Here is a 19,564-nt window from a genome sequence, read left to right on the forward strand (position 1 = left end):
AAACGGGAGCCCGCCGAGGTGCCGCCGGCCCCCTCAAGGGGTGCTTTCCTCGCCGACCCGGAGGCGGTAGACCTCCACCACCCGCTCCAGGGAGTCGGCCAGGTACGTCTCCAGCAGGGTTTCCGCCCCGCGCCGGTCCCCGGCCTGGAGCGCGCGCAGGATCTGGCGGTTCCGGGACAGGTACGGCTCGTGCAGCCGCCGCGGCTCGTCCACCAGGTGGAAGGCGAGGCGCAGCTCGGCGAAGACGCTGCGCATCAGCTCGGCGGTGCGTTCGCTGCGGGCGAGGGCGACCAGTTCCTGGTGGAAGTGGATGTTGGCCGTACCCACCGTTTTCCAGTCATCCTCGGCGGCCGCCGTCTCGCCCTCGGTGACCGCGTCGGCCATCCCCCGCAGGGGGTACGGCGGCTCGCCGAGGCCGCGCACCACGGCGCACTCCACGAGGGAGCGGGTGCGGTAGATGTCCTCGACGTCCTCGACGGTCAGCACCCGCACGAACACGCCCCGGTTGAGCTCGTGCACCAGCAGGCGTTCGTGGGTGAGCAGCCGGAACGCCTCGCGCAGGGTGTTGCGGGAGACGCCGAGCGCCCCGCCGATGCTGTCCTCGGACAGCCGGGTGCCGGGCGGGAAGTACCCGTCCGCGACACGGCTCCTGAGGATGTCCGAAACCCTCTCCGCCGTGCTCGTACGGCCCAGGAGGGCGCGGTCGTCGGCCAGTCCCGCCAGCTGCTCTGCCATGCCCGGAATTCAACCGCAGCCGACGGAACGAGACAACATAGGTATTGAAGGATCGTTGAACGATCCTCTACGGTGCTCGGCACGGCTCGCTTTCCGCACCCTCCGTCCCCATCTGCGAGGTGCCCATGAGCACGACCCCACCGCCACCGGCCACCGCCCCTCCGGCCCAACGCGCCGAGCAGGACGCGGCGTTCGGCTGGTTCCGCGACCTCGGCCCGCACGGGCGGCGCGCGTTCGCCGGCGCGTTCGGCGGCTACGCCCTGGATTCCTACGACTACTTCACGCTGCCGCTGAGCATGGTGGCGCTCTCCGCGTACTTCGGTCTGGACAGCGGCCGGACCGGTCTGTTCACCACCGTCACCCTGGTGGTCTCGGCCGTCGGCGGCGCCCTGGCGGGCGTGGTCGCCGACCGGGTGGGCCGGGTCCGGGCGCTGGTGATCACGGTGCTCACCTACGCCGTGTTCACGGTGGCCTGCGGCTTCGCGCCCGACTACGAGACGCTGCTGGTCTTCCGGGCGCTCCAGGGCCTCGGCTTCGGCGGCGAATGGGCGGTCGGGGCCGTCCTGGTGGCCGAGTACGCCGCCGCCCGCCACCGGGGCCGTACGCTCGGCGCGGTCCAGAGCTCCTGGGCCGTCGGCTGGGCGCTGGCCGCCGTCGCCTACACGCTGGTCTTCTCCCTCGCGGGCGACGGTCTGGCCTGGCGGGTGATGTTCTGGACCGGCGCGCTGCCCGCGCTGCTGGTGCTGTGGCTGCGGCGCAGCGTGCACGACGCGCCGGTGGCGCTGGCGGCCCGCGAACAGGACCCGCGGCGCGGCTCGTTCACCGCGATCTTCCGGCCGGGCCGGGACGGCGCCCCGGGCCTGCTGCGCACCACGCTCCTGGCCTGCCTGCTGTCCACCGGCGTCCAGGGCGGCTACTACACGCTGGCCACCTGGGTGCCGACGTACCTCAAGTCCGAACGGGGCCTGTCCGTGGTCGGCACCGGCGGCTACCTCGCCCTGCTGATCTCCGGCGCGTTCCTCGGCTACCTGACGGGCGGTCACCTCACCGACCGGCTCGGCCGGCGCGCCACCATCTGGCTGTTCGCGCTGCTGTCGGCGGTGTGCGTGTCGGCATACGCGCACATCCCGCCGGGCGCCGACACGCTGCTCCTGGTGCTCGGTTTCCCGCTCGGATTCTGCATGTCGGCGATCTTCAGCGGCTTCGGCTCCTATCTGAGCGAGCTGTACCCGACGGCGGTGCGCGGCACCGGACAGGGCTTCACGTACAACACGGGCCGCGCGGTGGGCGCGGTCTTCCCGACCCTGGTGGGCTTCCTGGCCGACGGCTGGGGCGTGGGCGGCGCGCTGGTCTTCGGCGCGGTCGGCTACGGGCTCGCGGCACTGGCGCTGCTCGGACTGCCCGAGACGCGCGGGAAGGAACTGACATGACAGGGGTGCAGAGCACCGAGGACCGTCCCGTCATCACGACCGAGCAGCGCTCGCCCGACTGGAGCCCGCGCACCGCGCGCGCCCGGTTCCGCGCGGGCCTCGCCGGCCCCACGGCCGGGGTCGCGGCCGGCCACACCCAGGCCAACCTGATCGCGGTGCCCGCCGACTGGGCCTACGACATGCTGCTGTTCTGCCAGCGCAACCCCAAGCCCTGCCCGGTGCTGGACGTCACCGACGCCGGTTCCCCGACGACGGTGCTCGCCGAGGGCGCGGACCTGCGCACCGATCTGCCGCGCTACCGGGTGTGGCAGGACGGCGAACTGGTCGACGAGCCCACCGACGCGCGCGCCTACTGGCGGGACGACCTGGTGGCGTTCCTGATCGGGTGCAGCTTCACCTTCGAGTGGGGGCTGGCCCGCGCGGGCGTGCCGATCCGCCATGTCGAGGAGGGCCGCAACGTGCCCATGTACCTCACCGACCGGCCGTGCCGCCCGGCGGGCCGGCTGAGCGGGCCGATGGTGGTGTCCATGCGCCCGGTGCCGCCTGGGCGGCTGGGGGCGGCGATCAAGGAGAGCAGCCTGCTGCCGGCCGTGCACGGCGGTCCGGTGCACTGCGGGGACCCGGCCGGCCTCGGCATCGCCGACCTCGGCCGGCCGGACTTCGGCGACCCGGTGACCGTCGAGGAGGACGAGATCCCGGTGTTCTGGGCCTGCGGGGTGACCCCCCAGGCGGCCGTGATGGCCTCCCGGCCGCCGTTCGCCATCACGCACGCGCCGGGTCAGATGTTCCTGACCGACGCGCGCGACGAGCAGTACCGGCTGGTCGGCATCGACTGACCATCGGCTGACCAGGCCGCGCCGAAGAAGACCCGACGAACCGAAGGACACGGGAACGACCATGACCGCGATCGATCTGAACGCCGACCTCGGCGAGGGCTTCGGCCGCTGGCGGCTCACCGAGGACGAACAGCTGCTGTCCGTCGTCACCAGCGCCAACGTGGCCTGCGGCTTCCACGCCGGGGACGCGGTGACCATGCGCCGCGTCTGCGAACTGGCCGCCGAACGCGGGGTGACGATCGGCGCCCAGGTCTCCTACCGGGACCTCGCCGGGTTCGGGCGGCGCGCGATGGACGTGCCGCCCGCCGAACTGGCGGCCGAAGTCGCCTACCAGATCGGTGCGTTGGAGGTGTTCGCCCGGGCGGCCGGGGCCCGGGTGGCATACGTCAAGCCGCACGGCGCGCTCTACAACCGGGTGGTGCACGACGAGGAGCAGGCCGGCGCGGTGATCGACGGTGTGCTGCTCGCGGACGCCACGCTGCCGGTGCTCGGCCTGCCCGGCTCCCGGCTGCTCGAACTGGCCCGGAAGGCGGGTCTCGCCGCCGTGCCGGAGGCGTTCGCGGACCGCGCGTACACCGACGAGGGCACGCTGGTGCCGCGCGGCCGGGACGGCGCGGTGGTGAGCGACGCGGAGGCGGTCGTCGAGCGCTCGGTCGGGCTCGCGCGCTCCGGCGTGGTCACCTCGCACTCCGGCGCGCGCATCCAGGTGCGCGCCCGCTCGCTGTGCGTGCACGGCGACACCCCGGGCGCGGTGGAACTGGCCCGGCGGGTGCGGACGCGCCTGCTGGCGGCGGGCGTGCGGGTGGAGGCCTTCGCGTGAGGGCGCTGCCCGTCGGGGAGGACGCGCTGCTGATCGAGGTGGACTCGGCCGAGGAGGTGCGGTCGCTGCACGCGGCACTGCTGCGGCGCCGCGCGGCGGGCATGCCGGCGGTCCGGGAGATCGTGCCGGCCGCGCGCACGGTCCTGCTCGACGGGCTGCCCGACCCGGAGCGCTGGGTGTCCGAACTGACCTCGCCCGCCGGGGCGCCGCCCCCGGAGCGGGCGCTGCCGCCGGTGGAACTCCCGGTGCGCTACGACGGCCCCGACCTCGCGGTCGTCGCCGCGCACTGGCAGGTGTCCGAGCGGGAGGTGGCCCGCATCCACGCGGGCACCGAGTTCACGGTCGCCTTCTGCGGGTTCGCACCGGGCTTCGGCTATCTCACCGGGCTCCCGGCCCGCTACGACGTCCCGCGCCGGGCCACCCCGCGCACGGCGGTGCCGGCCGGCGCGGTCGCGCTCGCCGGTCCGTACACCGGGGTGTACCCGCGCACCTCGCCCGGCGGTTGGCAGCTGATCGGCACCACCGACGCCCTCCTGTGGGACCACACCCGCGAGCCCGCCGCACTGCTCTCCCCCGGCACACGCGTGCGGTTCGTCCCGGTGGCGGACCGGTGAGCGGCGGGCCGGGCGCCGGACCGGTGGAGGAGTCATGACCGACCGCGCGCTCGTCGTCGTACGACCCGGGGCGCTGACCACCGTGCAGGACCTCGGGCGGCCGGGGTACGCGCACCTCGGGGTGCCCCGCTCCGGGGCGCTGGACCCCGGGGCGGCGGCGCTCGTCAACCGGCTGACCGGGAACCCGCCGGACGCGGCCGTGCTGGAGACGACGGTCGACGGCTGCGCCCTGCGCGCCCGTTCCACGGTGACCGTGGCGGTCGGCGGGGCGCCCTGCCCGGTGACGGTGGGCGGCCGGCCGGCGCCCTGGGGCGCCCCCGTCGTGGTCCCGGCCGGTGAACTCCTGGAGGTGGGCGCGGCGGTGGCCGGGGTGCGCGGCTACGTCGCCGTGCGCGGCGGCATCGCCGTGGAGCCGGTGCTCGGCAGCCGCGCCACCGATCTGCTGTCCGGTCTGGGCCCGGCCCCGCTCGCCGAGGGCACGGTGCTGCCGCTGGGCCGGCCGGCCGGGCCGCCCGCGCGGGTGGACGGGGCGCCGCAGCCGGGCCCGCCCGCCGAGCTGGTGCTGCGGGTGACGCCGGGCCCGCGCGTGGACTGGTTCACCGCGCGGGCGGTGCGCGATCTGACCACGCGTGCCTACCGGGTGTCCCCGGCGAGCAACCGCATCGGCCTGCGCACCGAGGGCCCGGCCCTCGAGCGGGCCCGGGACGCCGAACTCCCCAGCGAGGGCATGGTGCTGGGCGCCGTACAGGTGCCGCCGGACGGCCGCCCGGTGGTCTTCCTCGCCGACCATCCGACCACCGGCGGCTACCCGGTGATCGCGGTGGTCCGGCCGATCGACCTCGCGGCAGCGGCCCAGGCGGTGCCGGGGACACCGGTGCGGTTCGTGCCGGTGCGACGGTGGTGAGCGCCCGGCCGGCCCCGCCCTCCATGCCGGTCGGCCCGCGCCTCCGTACGGCCGACTCGTGTCCGGGCCGAGCGAGGGTGTGAGCGGTGCGGCCCAGCCCCGCCGGCCCTCGCCGACGGGGTCGCCCACGCCCTCGGTGAGCGGGTCCCCGCGGGCGACGAACCGGACCGGCCTATACCGCGCCCTCCGGCACCGCGTGCCGGGGGTCCGCCGGGTGCGGCGCCCGCGCGTCATGGGCGGCGAGGAACGCCCGCACCGCCGTGTCCCAGCCGAAGCACTCCGCCCGGGCCCGGGCCGTCTCGCGCCGCTCGGACTCGGGGCGCTCCAGGAGCAGTTCGACGGCGTCGGCGAACGCCTCGCCGCGGTCGGCGACGCTCGCCCCGGCGGACCCGATGACCTCGGGCAGCGCGGAGGAGGCGCTGGCCACCACGGGCGTGCCGCAGGCCATGGCCTCCAGGGCGGCGAGCCCGAAGGTCTCGGCGGGCCCCGGCGCGAGGGCGAGGTCGGCGGTGGCCTGGAGGGCGCCGAGCGCGGACCGGTCGAAGAGGTGCCCGAGGAAGGTCACCAGCAGCCCCCGTTCCCGGGCGCGCTGCTCCAGCCGGGGCCGCAGCGGCCCGTCCCCCGCGACCACCAGCACCGCCGGGCGGCCGCGCCGCACCAGCGTCTCCAGGGCGTCCAGGGCGGTGCCGGGGCGCTTCTCCACCGACAGCCGGGAGCACAGCACCAGCAGCGCCTCGCCGTCGCGCGCGTACCGGGCACGCAGTCCGGGGTCGCGCAGCGCGGGGTGGCGTTCCACCAGGTCGACGCCCAGGGGGGCGCGTACGACGTTGCGCGCGCCGGTGCGGACGAACTCGCGCTCGGCGTACTCGGTGGTGCACACCACTCGCGCATAGGCGTGCGCGGTGCGGGTGTTGAGGGCGTCGGCGGCCCGCCGGGAGAGGTTCTCGGACAGGCCCCAGGTGCGCAGCACCCCGTCGGTGGTCTCGTGGGAGACCATCACGGCGGGCACTCGCGCCCGGCGGGCCCAGCGGCCGGTCCAGCGCAGGGTGGTCCGGTCGGAGACCTCCAGACGGTCCGGCGCCAGGTCCTCCAGGAGGGCGGCCACCCGCCGCCGGTCGGTCAGCACGCGGTAGCCGCCGGTGCCGGGGAGCAGCGGGCCGGGCAGGGTGACGACCCGGCCCTGTTCGGTGTCGGTGTCGGTGTGCCGGGCGCCGGGCACGATCAGCACCGGTTCGTGGCCCGCCGTCCGGAAGCCCTTGCCGAGCTCGCGCAGGGCGGTGCGCAGGCCCCCGGAGGCGGGGGTGACGAAGTTGGCGAGCCGGACGATGCGCAGCGGCCGGGCGGTCACGCGGCCACCGCCGTCCGGCGCGCGGCGAGGACGTCGCCGTAGTGGCCGATCAGCCGGTCCCCCACGGCGGCCCAGGTGCGGCCCTCCACCCGGGCCCGGGCGGCGGTGCCGAACGCGGCGCGGCGCGCGGGGTCGGCGGCCAGGGCGCGGACGGCGCCCCGGACGGCGTCGGCGTCGCGGGGCGGCACGAGCAGTCCGGTGCGGCCGTGGTCGACCAGGTCGAGGGGGCCGCCGGTGGCCGGCGCGACCACCGGGACGCCGCTGGCCATGGCCTCCTGCACGGTCTGGCAGAAGGTCTCCAAGGGCCCGGTGTGCGTGAACAGGTCCAGCGAGGCGAAGATCCGGGCGAGGTCGTCGCCGGTGCGCCGGCCGAGGAAGACCGCGCCGGGCAGGGCCTCGGCCAGCTGCTCACGGCTGGGTCCGTCGCCGACGACGACGAGCCGGACGCCGTCCAGTCCGCAGACGCCGGCGAGGAGTTCGACGTGCTTCTCGGGGGCGAGCCGGCCGACGTAGCCGACGATCAGCTCGCCGTTCGGGGCGAGTTCACGGCGCAGCGCCTCGTCCCGGCGATCCGGCCGGAAACGTACGGTGTCCACGCCCCGCGGCCACAGCCGCACCCGGGGTATGCCGTGCTCCTCCAGGTCGCGCAGGGCGGCGGTGGAGGGGGCCAGGGTGCGGTCGGCGGCGGCGTGCACCGAGCGGATGCGGCGCCAGGCGGCGGCCTCTCCGGCGCCCATGTAGGTGCGGGCGTAACCGGCGAGGTCGGTCTGGTAGACGGCGACGGCGGGCAGGCCGAGCCGGGCGGCGGCGGCCATGCCCCGCACGCCGAGGACGAAGGGGCCGGCGAGGTGGACCACGTCGGGGCGGTGGGTGACGAGGGCCGCGGCCAGACGCCGGCTGGGCAGGGCGACGCGGACCTGGGGGTAGCCGGGGAGCGGGAGCGAGGGGACGCGGACGACGGGACACGGGGCGTCCGTGCCGGGGCCACTGCCCGGGGCGGGGGCGGGGGCGACGACGAGCGGGTGGTGACCGCGATCTACGAGGTGCCGGGCGGTCTGGAGCGCGCAGTGGGCCACGCCGTTCACATCGGGGGGAAAGGATTCGGTCACGATGACGACACGCATACGGGTGTTGTCGCCGCGCCGGACGTGGCCGCGTCAACGTCGATCTTTCCGCGCGGGGAACGTCCCGTGAGCGTTGTGCTCCGCGCCCGGGCGGGCCAGACGGCGTCCATGACCGCCTGGCCCACGGGGCGTCCGGTGTTCACACGGCGGGCGGTCCCAGGCCCGGCCGGCCGGTCGCGGGGGACTCTCCGGGCGCGCCGGCGCCGTCCCGGCGGGTGTCTCTCAGCTCGCGGAGAGGTCGGGCCCGAAGCGGCTGCGCACCGCCGTCTGGACCTCGTCCTCCTCGGCCGGGTCGGCGGCGAGGCGGCGCAGGCGCTCCACGACCCGGTTGTCGCCGGTCTCGGCGTGCCGGGCGGCGAGTTCGCGGGTGGTCTCCTCGCAGTCCCAGAGGCATTCGACGGCGAAGCCGGTGGCGAAGGAGGGGTCGGTGGCGGCGAGCGCGCGGGCGGCCCGGCCCCGCAGGTGGGAGGAGGCGGTCTCGCGGTAGACGTGGCGCAGCACCGGCGCCGCGCAGGCGATGCCGAGGCGTCCGACGCCGTCGACCAGGGTCCACAGGGTGGGCGCGTCGGGGCCCTCGCCGCGCACGGCCTCGCGCAGGGCGTCGAGGACCAGCGGGCCGTCCTGGACGCCGCCCCGGCAGGCGAGCACGCGCCCGGCGGCGGCGCCGAGCGCGTCGGGCCGCTGGACCCAGCCGCGCGCCCGGTCCACGGCGGCGACACCGCGCATCCGTTCGAAGGCGTCGACGGCGGCCTCCACGACGACCGCGGACCCGTCGGCGACCGCGCCCTCGATCAGGCCGAGCACCTCGGGATCGTTGCCGTCGGCGAGATAGCGCAGGGCGGTGCAGCGGGCGCCGTCGGTACCGGTGCGGGCCGCCTCGACGATCTCCGGCCGGTCCTCGGGGCCGGCCACCGCGGTCAGACAGCGGGCAGCGGGCACATGGAGGGCGGCGCCGCGCTCCAGGCCCTGCTGGGCCCACTCGAAGACGGCGCGCACGCTCCAGCCGGGGCGGGGCCCGGTCGGCCGCATCTGCCGCTGCCAGCGGTCGAAGCAGCCGGCCTCGTGGGCGGCCCGCACCCGCGCGCCGATCCAGTCGCGCGAGTCCTCCGCCCACAGCCGCCAGGGCCGGGGCTCGAAGGCGTCGCGCACGGCGGCGGCCAGCTCGGCCTCGCCCTCGGGGTCGGCGGGGAAGCGGGCGAGCACGGGGGCGGCGAGGGCGCGCAGGCCCGCGTCGTCGTCGCGCAGCGCCAGCTCGTCCAGCGCCCAGGCCCAGTTGGCGCCCCGGGCGGCGTAGCGGCGCAGCAGGTCGAGCGCGTCCCGGCGGCCGTAGGAGGCGAGGTGGCCGAGCACGGCCAGCGCGAGGCCGGTGCGGGACTCCTCGGTGTCCAGGTGGTCCTCGGGGTCGAAGAGGTGTGCCTCGACGGCGTCCAGTTCGCCGTTCAGGTCGAGGAAGAGCCGGGCGTAGTAGAGGGAGCGGTTCTCCACCTGCCAGTCGTGGCGGGGATCGCGCAGGACACAGTGGTTCAGGGCCGCGAGCGCCTCCGCCCGGGGGGCGGTGAGCGCGTGCAGCGTGCCGTCGCCGCGGCCCCGCTGAAGCAGGCCGAGCAGTGTGCCGCTGGGCGCTATGACCGGATCGAACATGGGAAACAGCCTCACATCAAGCGTCGACGCAACCGGGGAACACGCATTACCTGGCCGCGTGACACAACGTCGGAGCGCCCGCCGTCTCTTGCTTGCTGTAGACCATTTCTCTCTGCCTCTCGTCGGTGGCCCATGCGGACCGCATCACGGCCCGCGCGGTGCGGCAACACCTGCCCAGCCATCGCGTCCGTGAATCACGACGTCATGATGACCCGCGGTGTGTGCTGCCGCGACCGTATTTCCGGCGGCCCTGTACCGCCTCCCCCGTTTTCCGTGTCGCCGCTGGTCAGAAGCCCGGCGTCAGTTGACGCCGAAGAGTTCGAGGACGTCCGCCCGGTCGAACATGCGGGCGGTGTCGACCGCCGAGGGGGTGCCCGCGGAAGGGTCGGCTCCGCCTTCCAGCAGCGCCTTGACGACCTCCGTCTCGCCCTTGAAGACCGCGCCCGCGAGCGGGGTCTGGCCCCGGTCGTTGACCCGGTTCGCCTCCGCGCCACGGGCGAGCAGCGCGCGGACCGCGTCGGCGTGGCCGTGGTAGGCGGCGAGCATGACCAGGGAGTCACCGCGGTCGTTGGTGAGGTTGGCCGGAACGCCCGCGTCGACGTACGCCACGAGCGCCTCGGTCCGCCCCTGCCGGGCCAGATCGAAGATCTTGGTCGCCAGCTCCACGACCTCGGGGTCGGGGGCTTCACTCATCGCCGGACCGCCTCTCATTACAACCGTTCAGGTGAACCGCAAGGGTACTGGCTCGTGCCTCACACGACCCGTTGTGACCGAAGTAAAGATCACTACGGGTGGGCCCGGACGCAAGCGCCCTGCTCAACCGGCCTCTTCCCGGTTCGACCGGTCGGGCGAATAGTCACGATATTCACCCGGTTGCGCCCTTTATCGTATAGATACATGCTGTGATCCTGGAAGTACTGATGGTGACTGTCCCCCTCGACACCAGGAGGCCCCCAATGATCCTCTCCATGTCAGGCGTCGTCCTGCTCGGCACCATCGTGTTCCTCTTCTTCCGCAAGGACGGCCTCAAGGGCTCGCACGCGTGTGTCTCCGCCCTCTTCGGCTTCTACCTGTCGAGCACCGCCATCGCACCCAGCATCAAGGCCGGCGGGGAGAGCCTGGCCGGCCTCCTGGGCGGCATCAAGTTCTGACGCCCCGCACCCGAAGCCCCCTCCCCCACCACCAGGAGACAGCAGTGGCCCGGCGCCCTCTCCCCCGCATTCTGAGCAAAGACGGCGCGCAACTCGCCCGGACGCAGCTCGCCCGGAGCCGGGAGCTGGCCCGGACGGCGGCCGACAGCGCCACCGACGTCCTGCATCCGCTGATCACCCTCTCGCGCGGACTGCGCCGGCTGGCCCTGGCCGGCCGGCGCAGATGGGCCGACACCCCGAAGGACCGGCGCGGACCCCTGCTGTTCCTGGTGGCCTGCCTGGTCCTGGTCGTGGTGCTGGCCCCCTACGGGCCGCTGCTGGCCGTCGTCACGGTGATGGCGGCGGCGGGCTGGCAGGGCCGCGACCGCACCCCGCGCACCCCCGAGGGGCCCGACGAGTCCCAGACCGAACGGCTCCAGGCGCTCTACGAGGCCCTGGTCCCCTACTTCTCCGTCCCCGAGGACCCCGCACCGCTGTACGCGCACGGCGGCGAGTGGCACAAGGCCGTCCCCACGCACGAGTTCGACGACGCCGGACGCGTCGCGCACCTGGTGCTGCGCTACCCCGCCTACTTCCCGGACGGCGAGAGCGAGGCCCGCGCGCGGATCGAACGGGTGCTCACCGCGAAGGCGGGGCGCGGGCGCGAGTACCGCTTCGGCTGGGACGAGGAGGGCAACCAGCTGACCGTCACCGCGCTCGCCCCGCTGCCGCCCGACATCGTGGCCCAGCGCTTCGTCACCGCGCCGGGCGAGACGGTGCTCGGCTTCACCGATCCGGACGAGGTGCAGCGCACCCTGCCCCTCTCCTACGGGGAGGAACAGCTCGACGTGCCGCCGGTCGTCTGGCGCACCGGCACCCGCTCCACCGAGCCGCATCTGCTGGCGGTCGGCCAGCCCGGCAGCGGCACCTCCACCCTGCTGCGCTCCCTGGCCCTCCAGGCCCTGCGCTGCGGCGACGTGCTGATCGTGGACGGCGGCGGCACCGGCGAGTACGCGTGCCTGACCGGCCGGGACGGGGTGCTGGCCGTGGAGTGCGCGCTGCCCGGGGCGCTGGCGAGCCTGGAGTGGGCCGCGCAGGAGACCGAGCGGCGGCTCGTCGCGATCAACCTGGCCCGGCAGGCGGGCGACCCGCCGCCGGCCGACACCCGGCGTCCGCTGTGGGTCCTGCTGGACCGGCCGAGCGTCTTCGCGCACCTCGCGGAGGTGGACGGGCGCGAGGACCCGCAGGCCCTGCTCCGGGTGCCGCTGCGGCACGGGCGTGCGGCGAACGTGACCGTCGTCGTCGCCGAGCACTTCGACGGCGCCGACGCGCTGAGCGACGCGGTACGGCAGCACACCCGGGCCCGGGTCGTCCTCGGGCCGACGACGCAGCGGCAGGTGGAGTCGGTCCTCGGCGCCGCGCCCCCGACGACGCCACCGGCCCAGGTGCCGCCGGGGCGCGGATACGCCCGGCTGGGGCAGGGCCCCGTCCACCGGCTCCAGGTCCCACGGACACCGGACCCGTACGACGACGCGACGAGCGACGCGGACCGCGGAGCCGTCCTGGACCTCCTCCCGCCCCGCCGGGAAGCCGTACGGGCCCCCGAACCGATCGACCTGACGAAACCGACGACGGCACAGCAACCGGTGGCGGCGGAGTGAGCCGCGGGCCGGCCGGCCCCCCCGCACACCCGGTCGGCCGCCCGGCCCGGCGCCCCTACGCCACGAACGTCCGCGGCGACTCCGCGCCCCCGCCGCCCCCCGTCTCCACCACGCGTGCCGCCGCCGCGAGCCGTACCGCCGCCTCCTGCGCCACCGCTCCGCCGACGGTGAACGGCAGCCGCACATAGCCCTCGAACGCGCCGTCGACGCCGAAGCGCGGACCGGAGGGCACCCGGACCCCGGTGCGTTCGCCCGCCTCGGCGATGCGGGAGCCGGACAGGCCGCCGGCCCGGACCCACAGGGTCAGGCCGCCCCGCGGGACGGAGAATCCCCAGTCCGGCAGCTCACGCCGGAGCGCGGCCACCAGCGCGTCCCGGTTCTCCCGGGCCTGCGCCCGTCGCAGGGCGACGGCCTGTTCCCAACCTCCGGTGCTGAAGAGCCAGTTGACGGCCAGCTGCTCCAGCACCGGGGTCCCGAGATCGGCGTACGCCCGCGCGGCGACCAGGCTGCGGACGATGTCCGGCGCCGCCCGCACCCAGCCGATGCGCATGCCCGCCCAGAACGCCTTGCTGGCCGAGCCGACCGTGATCACCGTGGAGCCGGCCGGGTCGAACGCGCACACCCGGCGCGGCATCCGCCCGTCCCCCAGTTCCTCCTCCAGCCACAGCTCGCTCATCGTCTCGTCGGCGACCAGCACCGTGCCCGCCGCGCGCGCCGCGTCCACCAGCCGGCGCCGCTGGTCCTCGTCGGCCAGCGCCCCGGTGGGGTTGTGGAAGTCGGCGACCACATAGGCGAGCCGGGGGGCGGCCTCCCGCAGCACCTGCCGCCAGCGGTCCATGTCCCAGCCCGACAGCCCCTCCCCCATCGCCACCGGCACCAGCCGGGCACCCGCCTCCCGCATCAGCTGGAGGATGTTGGCGTAGGAGGGCGACTCCACGGCGATGCGCTCGCCGCGCCCCCCGAAGAGATGGCAGATCGCGTCGATGGCGCCCATCGCGCCGGTCGTCACCATGATCTGCTCCGGCATCGTGGGGATGCCGCGCGCGGTGTAGCGCTCGGCGATCATCGCGCGCAGGGCGGGCAGCCCGGCGGGATAGTCGCCGTGCGTGTGCGCGTACGGCGGCAGTTCCTCCAGGGCGCCCTGCACCGCACGGGTGAGCCAGGGCTCGGGCGCGGGCAGCGAGGCGCAGCCCAGGTCGATCATCGAGCCCAGGGCCTCCGGGGGCAGCGGCTCCAGGCCGCGCGCGGGCACCGGGTTGCCCGCCGGTACGGCGGTCCAGCTGCCCGCGCCGCGCCGGGACTCCAGGAAGCCCTCACCGCGCAGCGCCTCGTAGGCGGCGGCGACCGTGGTGCGGCTGACGGAGAGGGCGAGGGCCAGTTCACGCTCGGCGGGCAGCCGGGCGGCGACCGGGACCCGGCCCTCCAGCACCAGCAGCCGGATGCCGTCGGCCAGCGCCCGGTAGGCGGGCGGGCGGCGCGTGCCGGGGCCGGCCGGCCGCTCCTGCTGGGAGTTGAGCAGCCGGGCGAGCTGCGCGGCACCCACTGCCGAGGTCCACTGCGCCATGAAGATCAGTCCACCTTCCCCGAATTGGCCATGGATGGCGTTTCCCCCCAAGCCACAGAGTGACATGCATCAGTCCACCGCCACCATCCAGGGGGGTACGTCGTGTCCGCTCACGGGCATATAGGCCGTCGCTTGCTCCAGCTCTACGCGGGGCTCGCGCTCTACGGGGCGAGTTCCGCGCTGCTCGTCGCCTCGGGCCTCGGCTTGGAACCCTGGAACGTGCTGCACCAGGGGCTCGCCAAGCTGACCGGGCTGAGCATCGGCGAGATCTCGATCGCCGTGGGGGCGGCCGTGCTGCTGCTGTGGATCCCGCTGCGCCAGCGCCCCGGCCTCGGCACCGTCTCCAACGTCTTCGCCGTCGGCCTCGCCCTGGACGGCACCCTCGCGCTGCTGCCCGACCCCCGCTCCCTGGTGGTGCGTGGTCTGTTCCTGCTCGCCGGCATCGTGCTCAACGGCGCGGCGACCGGTCTGTACATCGCGGCCCGCTTCGGCGCGGGACCGCGCGACGGACTGATGACGGGGCTGCACCAGCGCACCGGACGCTCGATCCGGCTGATGCGCACGGCCGTCGAGGTGACGGTGGTGGCCACCGGGTTCGTACTCGGCGGCACCATCGGCGTGGGCACCGTGCTGTACGCCGTGTCCATCGGCCCGCTGGCCCAGCTGTTCCTGCGGCTGTTCGCCCTGCCGCCGGCGGCGGGCGGCAGCACCGTCGTTGCCGCGCGTACACCCGAACGAGCGATACTGCGTCCGTGACCACCGCGATACGCCACCCCTATCTCGACCACCCCGGTCCCCTCGCCTTCGCGCACCGCGGCGGGGCCGCCGACGGGGTGGAGAACACCGAGGCGCAGTTCCGCCGCGCGGTGGAGACGGGCTACCGGTACCTCGAGACCGATGTGCACGCCACGGCGGACGGCCGGCTCGTCGCCTTCCACGACGCGACCCTGGACCGGGTCACCGACGGCGCGGGCCGGATCGCCGACCTGCCCTGGGCGCGGGTGCGGCAGGCACGCGTGGGCGGCCGTGAACCGGTGCCCTTGTTCGAGGAGTTGCTGGACGCCTTCCCCGAGGCCCGCTGGAACGTCGACGTCAAGGCGGAACCCGCGCTGCGGCCGCTGCTGGAGCTGATCGAGCGGACGAACGCCTGGGACCGGGTCTGCGTGGGTTCCTTCTCGGAGGCGCGGGTGATGCGCGCCCAGCGACTGGCCGGGCCGCGTCTGGCGACCTCCTTCGGCACCCGCGGGGTGCTGAACCTGCGGCTGCGCTCCTGGGGACTGCCGGCCGTGGTGCGCCGCTCCGCCGTGGCCGCGCAGGTGCCCGTGGCCCAGTCGGGCGTGCCGGTGGTCGACCATCGCTTCCTGCGCGCCGCCCATGCGCTCGGCCTCCAGGTCCACGTGTGGACGATCAACGATCCGGACTCCATGCACCGGCTGCTGGACCTGGGGGTGGATGGCATCATGACCGATCACATCGACACGTTGCGCAAGGTCATGGAGGAGCGCGGCGTCTGGGTCTGACCGACCGGACGCGGCCGGCCGAGCCTTCGCAGGGGAGCGCGGAAGCGAGGGCAGGGGTGGGCACGGGCACCGTGCGCGCGGGGGTGGCGGACGAGACCGCCGACCTCCGGCGCCAGCAACGAGGGTGGTACTTCTACGACTGGGCGTGCTCGGTCTATTCGACGAGCGTCCTGACCGTTTTCATCGGCCCCTATCTGACGTCGGTCGCCGAGCACGCCGCGGACGCCGACGGCTATGTGCACCCGCTGGGCGTCCCGGTGCGGGCGGGGTCGTTCTTCGCCTACGCGGTGTCCCTGTCGGTGATCCTGGCCGTGGTGGCGATGCCGCTGGTGGGCGGCGCGGCGGACCGCACCGGCCGCAAGAAGCCGCTGCTCGCGGCGGCGGCGTACACCGGGGCGGCGGCCACCACGGGGATGTTCTTCCTGGACGGCGACCGGTACCTGCTGGGCGGGGTGCTGCTGGTCGTGGCCAACGCGGCGGCGGCCGTCGGCGCGATGCTCTACAACTCCTATCTGCCGCAGATCGCCGCGCCCGAGGAGCGCGACGCGGTCTCCTCCCGGGGCTGGGCCTTCGGCTACGGCGCGGGCTCCACGGTCCTCGTCGCCAACCTGGTGCTGTACTCGGCGCACGACTCCTTCGGGCTGACCCAGACCCAGGCGGTGCGCATCTGCCTGGCCTCGGCCGGCCTGTGGTGGGGCGCCTTCACCCTGGTACCGCTGCGCAGGCTGCGCGACCGGCGCGCGGGGGCGGCGGGCACGCCCTCGACGGGGCTGCGGCAGCTCACCTCGACGGTGCGGGACATGCGCCGGCATCCGCTGACGCTGTCCTTCCTGCTGGCGTACCTGGTCTACAACGACGGCATCCAGACGGTGATCTCCCAGGCGTCGGTCTACGGCTCCCAGGAGCTGGGGCTCGGGCAGTCCACGCTGATCGTGGCGGTGCTGCTGGTCCAGGTGCTGGCGGTGGCGGGAGCGCTGACGATGGGCCGGCTGGCACGGACGTACGGTGCCCAGCGCACGATCCTCGGCTCGCTGGTGGCATGGACGATCACGCTGGCCGCCGGTTACTTCCTGCCCGCGAAGGCACCGGTCTTCTTCTTCGTACTGGCCGCCGGGATCGGCCTGGTCCTCGGCGGCAGCCAGGCGCTGTCCCGGTCGCTGTTCTCCCACCTGGTGCCGCCGGGCAAGGAGGCCGAGTACTTCTCGGCGTACGAGCTCAGCGACCGGGGAATGAGCTGGCTGGGTCCGCTGCTGTTCGGTGTGACCTACCAGCTCACCGGCAGCTACCGCTCGGCGATCATCTCCCTGGTGGCGTTCTTCGTCATCGGCTTCATGCTGCTGGCCCGGGTCCCGGTACGGCGGGCGATCGCCGCGGCGGGCAACCCGGTGCCGGAGAAGATCTAGCGCGGATTTAGCGCTCGGCACGAAAGGGCGGTAGTGTACGCGTTTGGCCTGCCAGGCGTACCGTTACTGCGCGTCAAAGATGCCGGAACGCTGGGTGACATCTGCTAGCAGATGTGACAAACCGGGCGCCTGTGGGTAGAACAAGGGGCGGCTACGACGGCGACGCATGACCCGGAACGGGAATCTTTACCGCCGACCGGACGTTGACCGGATGACGACGACAGCGACACCTGTCCTGTGGGCGACAAGCCCGGGAGGCACGATTCATGAGTGAGCGAGCTCTTCGCGGTACGCGCCTCGTGGTGACCAGCTACGAGACGGACCGCGGCATCGACCTGGCCCCGCGCCAGGCCGTGGAGTACGCATGTGAGAAGGGGCATCGCTTCGAGATGCCCTTCTCGGTCGAGGCGGAGATCCCGCCGGAGTGGGAGTGCAAGGTCTGCGGGGCCCAGGCACTTCTGGTGGACGGCGACGGCCCGGAGGAGAAGAAGGCCAAGCCCGCGCGCACCCATTGGGACATGCTGATGGAGCGGCGCACCCGTGAGGAGCTCGAAGAGGTCCTCGAGGAGCGTCTGGCCGTGCTGCGTTCGGGGGCGATGAACATCGCCGTTCACCCCCGGGACAGCCGCAAGTCGGCATAGCGGGCACGCCGCAAGCGCATCTACACGACAGCGGGCGCCGTACGTTCTCGTACGGCGCCCGCTGTCTGCTGTCTCCGCTCCCCCCCCGGGCCGGGACAGCCTCGGGCATCACGCGTCTCCCATGTCGCGGTCGGCTCGCCGGAGCGGCACCCGGCTGCCAGGGGGCGGCACACCGCCTACCGGGTCAGCGGGGGACGCTGTCCGTCCGGCCCTCGGTGGTCGTCCTCGCGGATGACCTCGCCCGGCACCACCTTGCCGTCCGGCCGGTGCATACGGGCCTGCTGGAAGACGTCGCCCAGGCTGCCCGGGGCGGCGGCGCGCAGCCGCTTCTCCAGGGTGTTCTCCGTGAAGCGGCTCACGGCCTTCTGGACCGGCGGGAGCAGCAGGAGCAGACCGGCCGCGTCGGAGACCAGCCCCGGGATGATCAGCAGCAGGCCGGCCAGCATGGTCAGCCCGTTGCCACCGCCGCGCTGGGGCGAACCACCGCGCTGCAGCGCCTCGTTGAGGTTCCGGAAGGCGCGGCGGCCCGCCCGTTTGATCACCACCGAGCCGCCCACGACACCCGCGACCAGCAGCAGGAACACGACCGGCCCGCCCGCCGCGTCCGCCACCAGGGTCAGCAGCCAGATCTCCAGCACCAGCCACGCGGCGATCGCCAGGGGCAGATACCTGCGTAGCCGGGAGCGCCGGGGCCGGGCGGTGTACGGGGAGGTCGGAGCGCCTGTCGTCATACCCCCAGTGTGCCTGGACGCGGCTCAGCGCCGGATAAGGGATGGACCGCGGACCTGCGGGAGGCTACTTGCCCTTGTCCTTGCCCTTGAGCTTGGCGACCCGGTCCCCGGCACCCCAGGCGGTGACCCGCCACAGCGCCTCGACCAGGATGTCCTTGCTCATCTTGGAGTCGCCCAGCTCGCGCTCCACGAAGGTGATCGGCACCTCGATCACGTGGTAGCCGGCCTTGACCGCGCGGCGGGCGAGGTCGACCTGGAAGCAGTAGCCCTGCGAGGCGACCTCGTCCAGGCCCAGGCCCTTGAGGGTCTCGGCGCGGAAGGCGCGGTAGCCGCCGGTGATGTCGCGCAGCGGCAGGTCCAGGGCCAGGCGCGAGTAGAGGCTGCCGCCGCGGGAGATGAACTCGCGGGACTTGGGCCAGTTGACCACCCGGCCGCCGGGCACCCAGCGGGAGCCGAGCACCAGGTCGGCGCTCTTGAGGGCGGTGAGCAGCCGGGGCAGCTCCTCGGGCTGGTGGGAGCCGTCGGCGTCCATCTCGACCAGGACGCCGTAGCCGTGCTCCAGGCCCCAGCGGAAGCCCGCGAGGTACGCGGCGCCCAGGCCCTCCTTGCCCTTGCGGTGCATCACCTGGACGTTCTCGTCCTCGGCGGCCAGCTCGTCGGCGAGCTTTCCGGTGCCGTCCGGGCTGTTGTCGTCCGCGATCAGCACGTGCGCCTCGGGAACGGCCTTCCGCACCCGGCCGACGATCTTCTTGATGTTCTCCGCCTCGTTGTAGGTCGGAATGATCACCAAGGCCGTGCCGAGCGGACCGAACTGCCTCCCCTGGGCCGTGGCCTCGAGGGTCCCGTCGCCGTCGTTCACTGCTGCCCCTTCTGGTCGTACGCAGGCGTCCACCATAGTGGCCGCCGTCTGGGAAGACGTGACAGCTCGTACTTATGGTGGTGTCGATTGCACAAGAGTGGGGTAAGAACGCGCTTTTCGGCATCTTCACGCCGGGTTCCGGCCACGTTCTTTTCCTGTTCCGACTGTTGGGATGCTTCCTGACGCGGACGGGTTCCCTCTGTCGTGCTGCGGATGGGGGCCCGGCGCCCTTCGGGCCGACCTGGGACCCGCTGGCTGCGGATCGACCGAGAGCCGTTGTCTACTGAGCCCGGGCCCCACCCGGGTCACACCTGGCCGACCGGTTGGAACGCTTCCTGCCGGCGCGGGCGCTGAGCCTGGCTGCCAGTGGCGGCGCCCCGGTGCGGGGTGCCGTCCCTGACCCAGCGGCGCGGCGAGGAGTTGCGCGAACGCTCCCCGGTCGGGCGTCCGGTGGTGGACTCGGACGAACCTACCGGCCCGTCGCTGTGGACTGTCAACAGCCCGCTGAGCTGCGCGGACGCCGAGGCGTTCGGGAGCGGTGCGGAGGATGCGCAGGTCGCGCCCGGAAGCGGCGGCGGCCGGGGGCCGCCGCGCCGCTCCCGG

Annotated in this window: 19 protein-coding genes; 11 read left to right on the forward strand and 8 right to left on the reverse strand. The window is 74.3% G+C overall.

The features are described from left to right. Window positions 1–33: 33 nt before the first annotated feature. Window positions 34–735: a GntR family transcriptional regulator gene (locus ACSP97_RS07030; RefSeq protein ID WP_355150133.1), complete on the reverse strand. Its 702-nt coding sequence runs from the start codon at window positions 733–735 to the stop codon at window positions 34–36. 125 nt (window positions 736–860) lie between these two features. Here ACSP97_RS07030 and ACSP97_RS07035 point away from each other — a divergent pair, with 125 nt between their 5' ends. The 5 genes from ACSP97_RS07035 to ACSP97_RS07055 all read left to right on the forward strand — a co-directional run bounded on the left by ACSP97_RS07035 (window position 861) and on the right by ACSP97_RS07055 (window position 5,339). Then, window positions 861–2,165 (forward strand): MFS transporter, encoded by a 1,305-nt coding sequence (locus ACSP97_RS07035; protein ID WP_358682210.1) that lies wholly within the window; start codon window positions 861–863, stop codon window positions 2,163–2,165. Further along, on the forward strand, window positions 2,162–3,001 hold the full coding sequence (locus tag ACSP97_RS07040; RefSeq protein ID WP_355150129.1) for a putative hydro-lyase: 840 nt from the start codon (window positions 2,162–2,164) through the stop codon (window positions 2,999–3,001). Before ACSP97_RS07035 ends, ACSP97_RS07040 begins: the two co-directional genes overlap by 4 nt. A 61-nt stretch (window positions 3,002–3,062) precedes the next feature. Further along, a complete protein-coding gene (locus ACSP97_RS07045; RefSeq protein ID WP_440556802.1) occupies window positions 3,063–3,821 on the forward strand; it encodes a LamB/YcsF family protein in 759 nt (252 codons plus the stop codon). Beyond that, complete coding sequence (locus ACSP97_RS07050) at window positions 3,818–4,435, forward strand: 5-oxoprolinase subunit B family protein (RefSeq protein WP_355150125.1); 618 nt, start codon at window positions 3,818–3,820, stop codon at window positions 4,433–4,435. The genes ACSP97_RS07045 and ACSP97_RS07050 overlap by 4 nt, the downstream gene beginning before the upstream one ends. Window positions 4,436–4,469: 34 nt before the next feature. Beyond that, window positions 4,470–5,339: a biotin-dependent carboxyltransferase family protein gene (locus ACSP97_RS07055; protein WP_355328567.1), complete on the forward strand. Its 870-nt coding sequence runs from the start codon at window positions 4,470–4,472 to the stop codon at window positions 5,337–5,339. A 172-nt stretch (window positions 5,340–5,511) separates the two neighbouring features. Here ACSP97_RS07055 and ACSP97_RS07060 read toward each other — a convergent pair whose 3' ends face one another. From ACSP97_RS07060 to ACSP97_RS07075, 4 genes are all read right to left on the reverse strand, one after another. Next, complete coding sequence (locus tag ACSP97_RS07060; protein ID WP_440556804.1) at window positions 5,512–6,687, reverse strand: glycosyltransferase; 1,176 nt, start codon at window positions 6,685–6,687, stop codon at window positions 5,512–5,514. Further along, on the reverse strand, window positions 6,684–7,811 hold the full coding sequence (locus ACSP97_RS07065) for a glycosyltransferase family 4 protein (protein WP_440556806.1): 1,128 nt from the start codon (window positions 7,809–7,811) through the stop codon (window positions 6,684–6,686). The genes ACSP97_RS07060 and ACSP97_RS07065 overlap by 4 nt, the downstream gene beginning before the upstream one ends. Window positions 7,812–8,033: 222 nt before the next feature. Then, the gene (locus ACSP97_RS07070) at window positions 8,034–9,452 is read right to left on the reverse strand and encodes a HEAT repeat domain-containing protein (protein ID WP_355328573.1); all 1,419 of its coding nucleotides are present in this window, start codon (window positions 9,450–9,452) and stop codon (window positions 8,034–8,036) included. A 300-nt stretch (window positions 9,453–9,752) separates the two neighbouring features. After that, window positions 9,753–10,145 (reverse strand): ankyrin repeat domain-containing protein, encoded by a 393-nt coding sequence (locus ACSP97_RS07075; RefSeq protein ID WP_355150115.1) that lies wholly within the window; start codon window positions 10,143–10,145, stop codon window positions 9,753–9,755. A 263-nt stretch (window positions 10,146–10,408) separates the two neighbouring features. Here ACSP97_RS07075 and ACSP97_RS07080 point away from each other — a divergent pair, with 263 nt between their 5' ends. Together ACSP97_RS07080 and ACSP97_RS07085 are read left to right on the forward strand one after the other, a co-directional pair. Next, window positions 10,409–10,603 (forward strand): hypothetical protein, encoded by a 195-nt coding sequence (locus tag ACSP97_RS07080; protein WP_070029998.1) that lies wholly within the window; start codon window positions 10,409–10,411, stop codon window positions 10,601–10,603. A gap of 44 nt (window positions 10,604–10,647) precedes the next feature. Beyond that, entirely contained in the window at window positions 10,648–12,243 is a 1,596-nt protein-coding gene (locus ACSP97_RS07085; protein WP_440556808.1) for a hypothetical protein, read from the forward strand. Window positions 12,244–12,298: 55 nt separating this feature from the next. On the opposite strand, the gene ACSP97_RS07090 is transcribed toward ACSP97_RS07085, so the two are convergent. Beyond that, window positions 12,299–13,807 (reverse strand): SCO1417 family MocR-like transcription factor, encoded by a 1,509-nt coding sequence (locus ACSP97_RS07090; RefSeq protein WP_355150111.1) that lies wholly within the window; start codon window positions 13,805–13,807, stop codon window positions 12,299–12,301. Window positions 13,808–13,939: 132 nt separating this feature from the next. Here ACSP97_RS07090 and yczE point away from each other — a divergent pair, with 132 nt between their 5' ends. The 4 genes from yczE to ACSP97_RS07110 all read left to right on the forward strand — a co-directional run bounded on the left by yczE (window position 13,940) and on the right by ACSP97_RS07110 (window position 17,371). Then, entirely contained in the window at window positions 13,940–14,563 is a 624-nt protein-coding gene (gene yczE, locus ACSP97_RS07095; protein WP_440556809.1) for a membrane protein YczE, read from the forward strand. Continuing rightward, entirely contained in the window at window positions 14,560–15,327 is a 768-nt protein-coding gene (locus ACSP97_RS07100; RefSeq protein ID WP_355525518.1) for a glycerophosphodiester phosphodiesterase, read from the forward strand. The genes yczE and ACSP97_RS07100 overlap by 4 nt, the downstream gene beginning before the upstream one ends. A gap of 56 nt (window positions 15,328–15,383) precedes the next feature. After that, window positions 15,384–16,730 carry an MFS transporter gene (locus ACSP97_RS07105; RefSeq protein WP_440556812.1) on the forward strand — a complete coding sequence of 449 codons (1,347 nt, stop codon included), beginning with the start codon at window positions 15,384–15,386 and terminating at the stop codon, window positions 16,728–16,730. Window positions 16,731–16,996: 266 nt separating this feature from the next. Next, window positions 16,997–17,371, forward strand: a complete 375-nt coding sequence (locus ACSP97_RS07110; RefSeq protein ID WP_003977404.1) for an RNA polymerase-binding protein RbpA — start codon at window positions 16,997–16,999, stop codon at window positions 17,369–17,371. 176 nt (window positions 17,372–17,547) lie between these two features. Here ACSP97_RS07110 and fxsA read toward each other — a convergent pair whose 3' ends face one another. Together fxsA and ACSP97_RS07120 are read right to left on the reverse strand one after the other, a co-directional pair. Then, complete coding sequence (gene fxsA, locus ACSP97_RS07115; protein ID WP_355150103.1) at window positions 17,548–18,102, reverse strand: FxsA family membrane protein; 555 nt, start codon at window positions 18,100–18,102, stop codon at window positions 17,548–17,550. Window positions 18,103–18,166: 64 nt separating this feature from the next. Then, window positions 18,167–18,961, reverse strand: a complete 795-nt coding sequence (locus tag ACSP97_RS07120) for a polyprenol monophosphomannose synthase (protein ID WP_355150101.1) — start codon at window positions 18,959–18,961, stop codon at window positions 18,167–18,169. Between the last annotated feature and the right edge of the window lie 603 nt (window positions 18,962–19,564).

The sequence above is a fragment of the Streptomyces sp. SCPE 10 genome, assembly GCF_051980735.1.
GTDB lineage: Bacteria > Actinomycetota > Actinomycetes > Streptomycetales > Streptomycetaceae > Streptomyces > Streptomyces misionensis.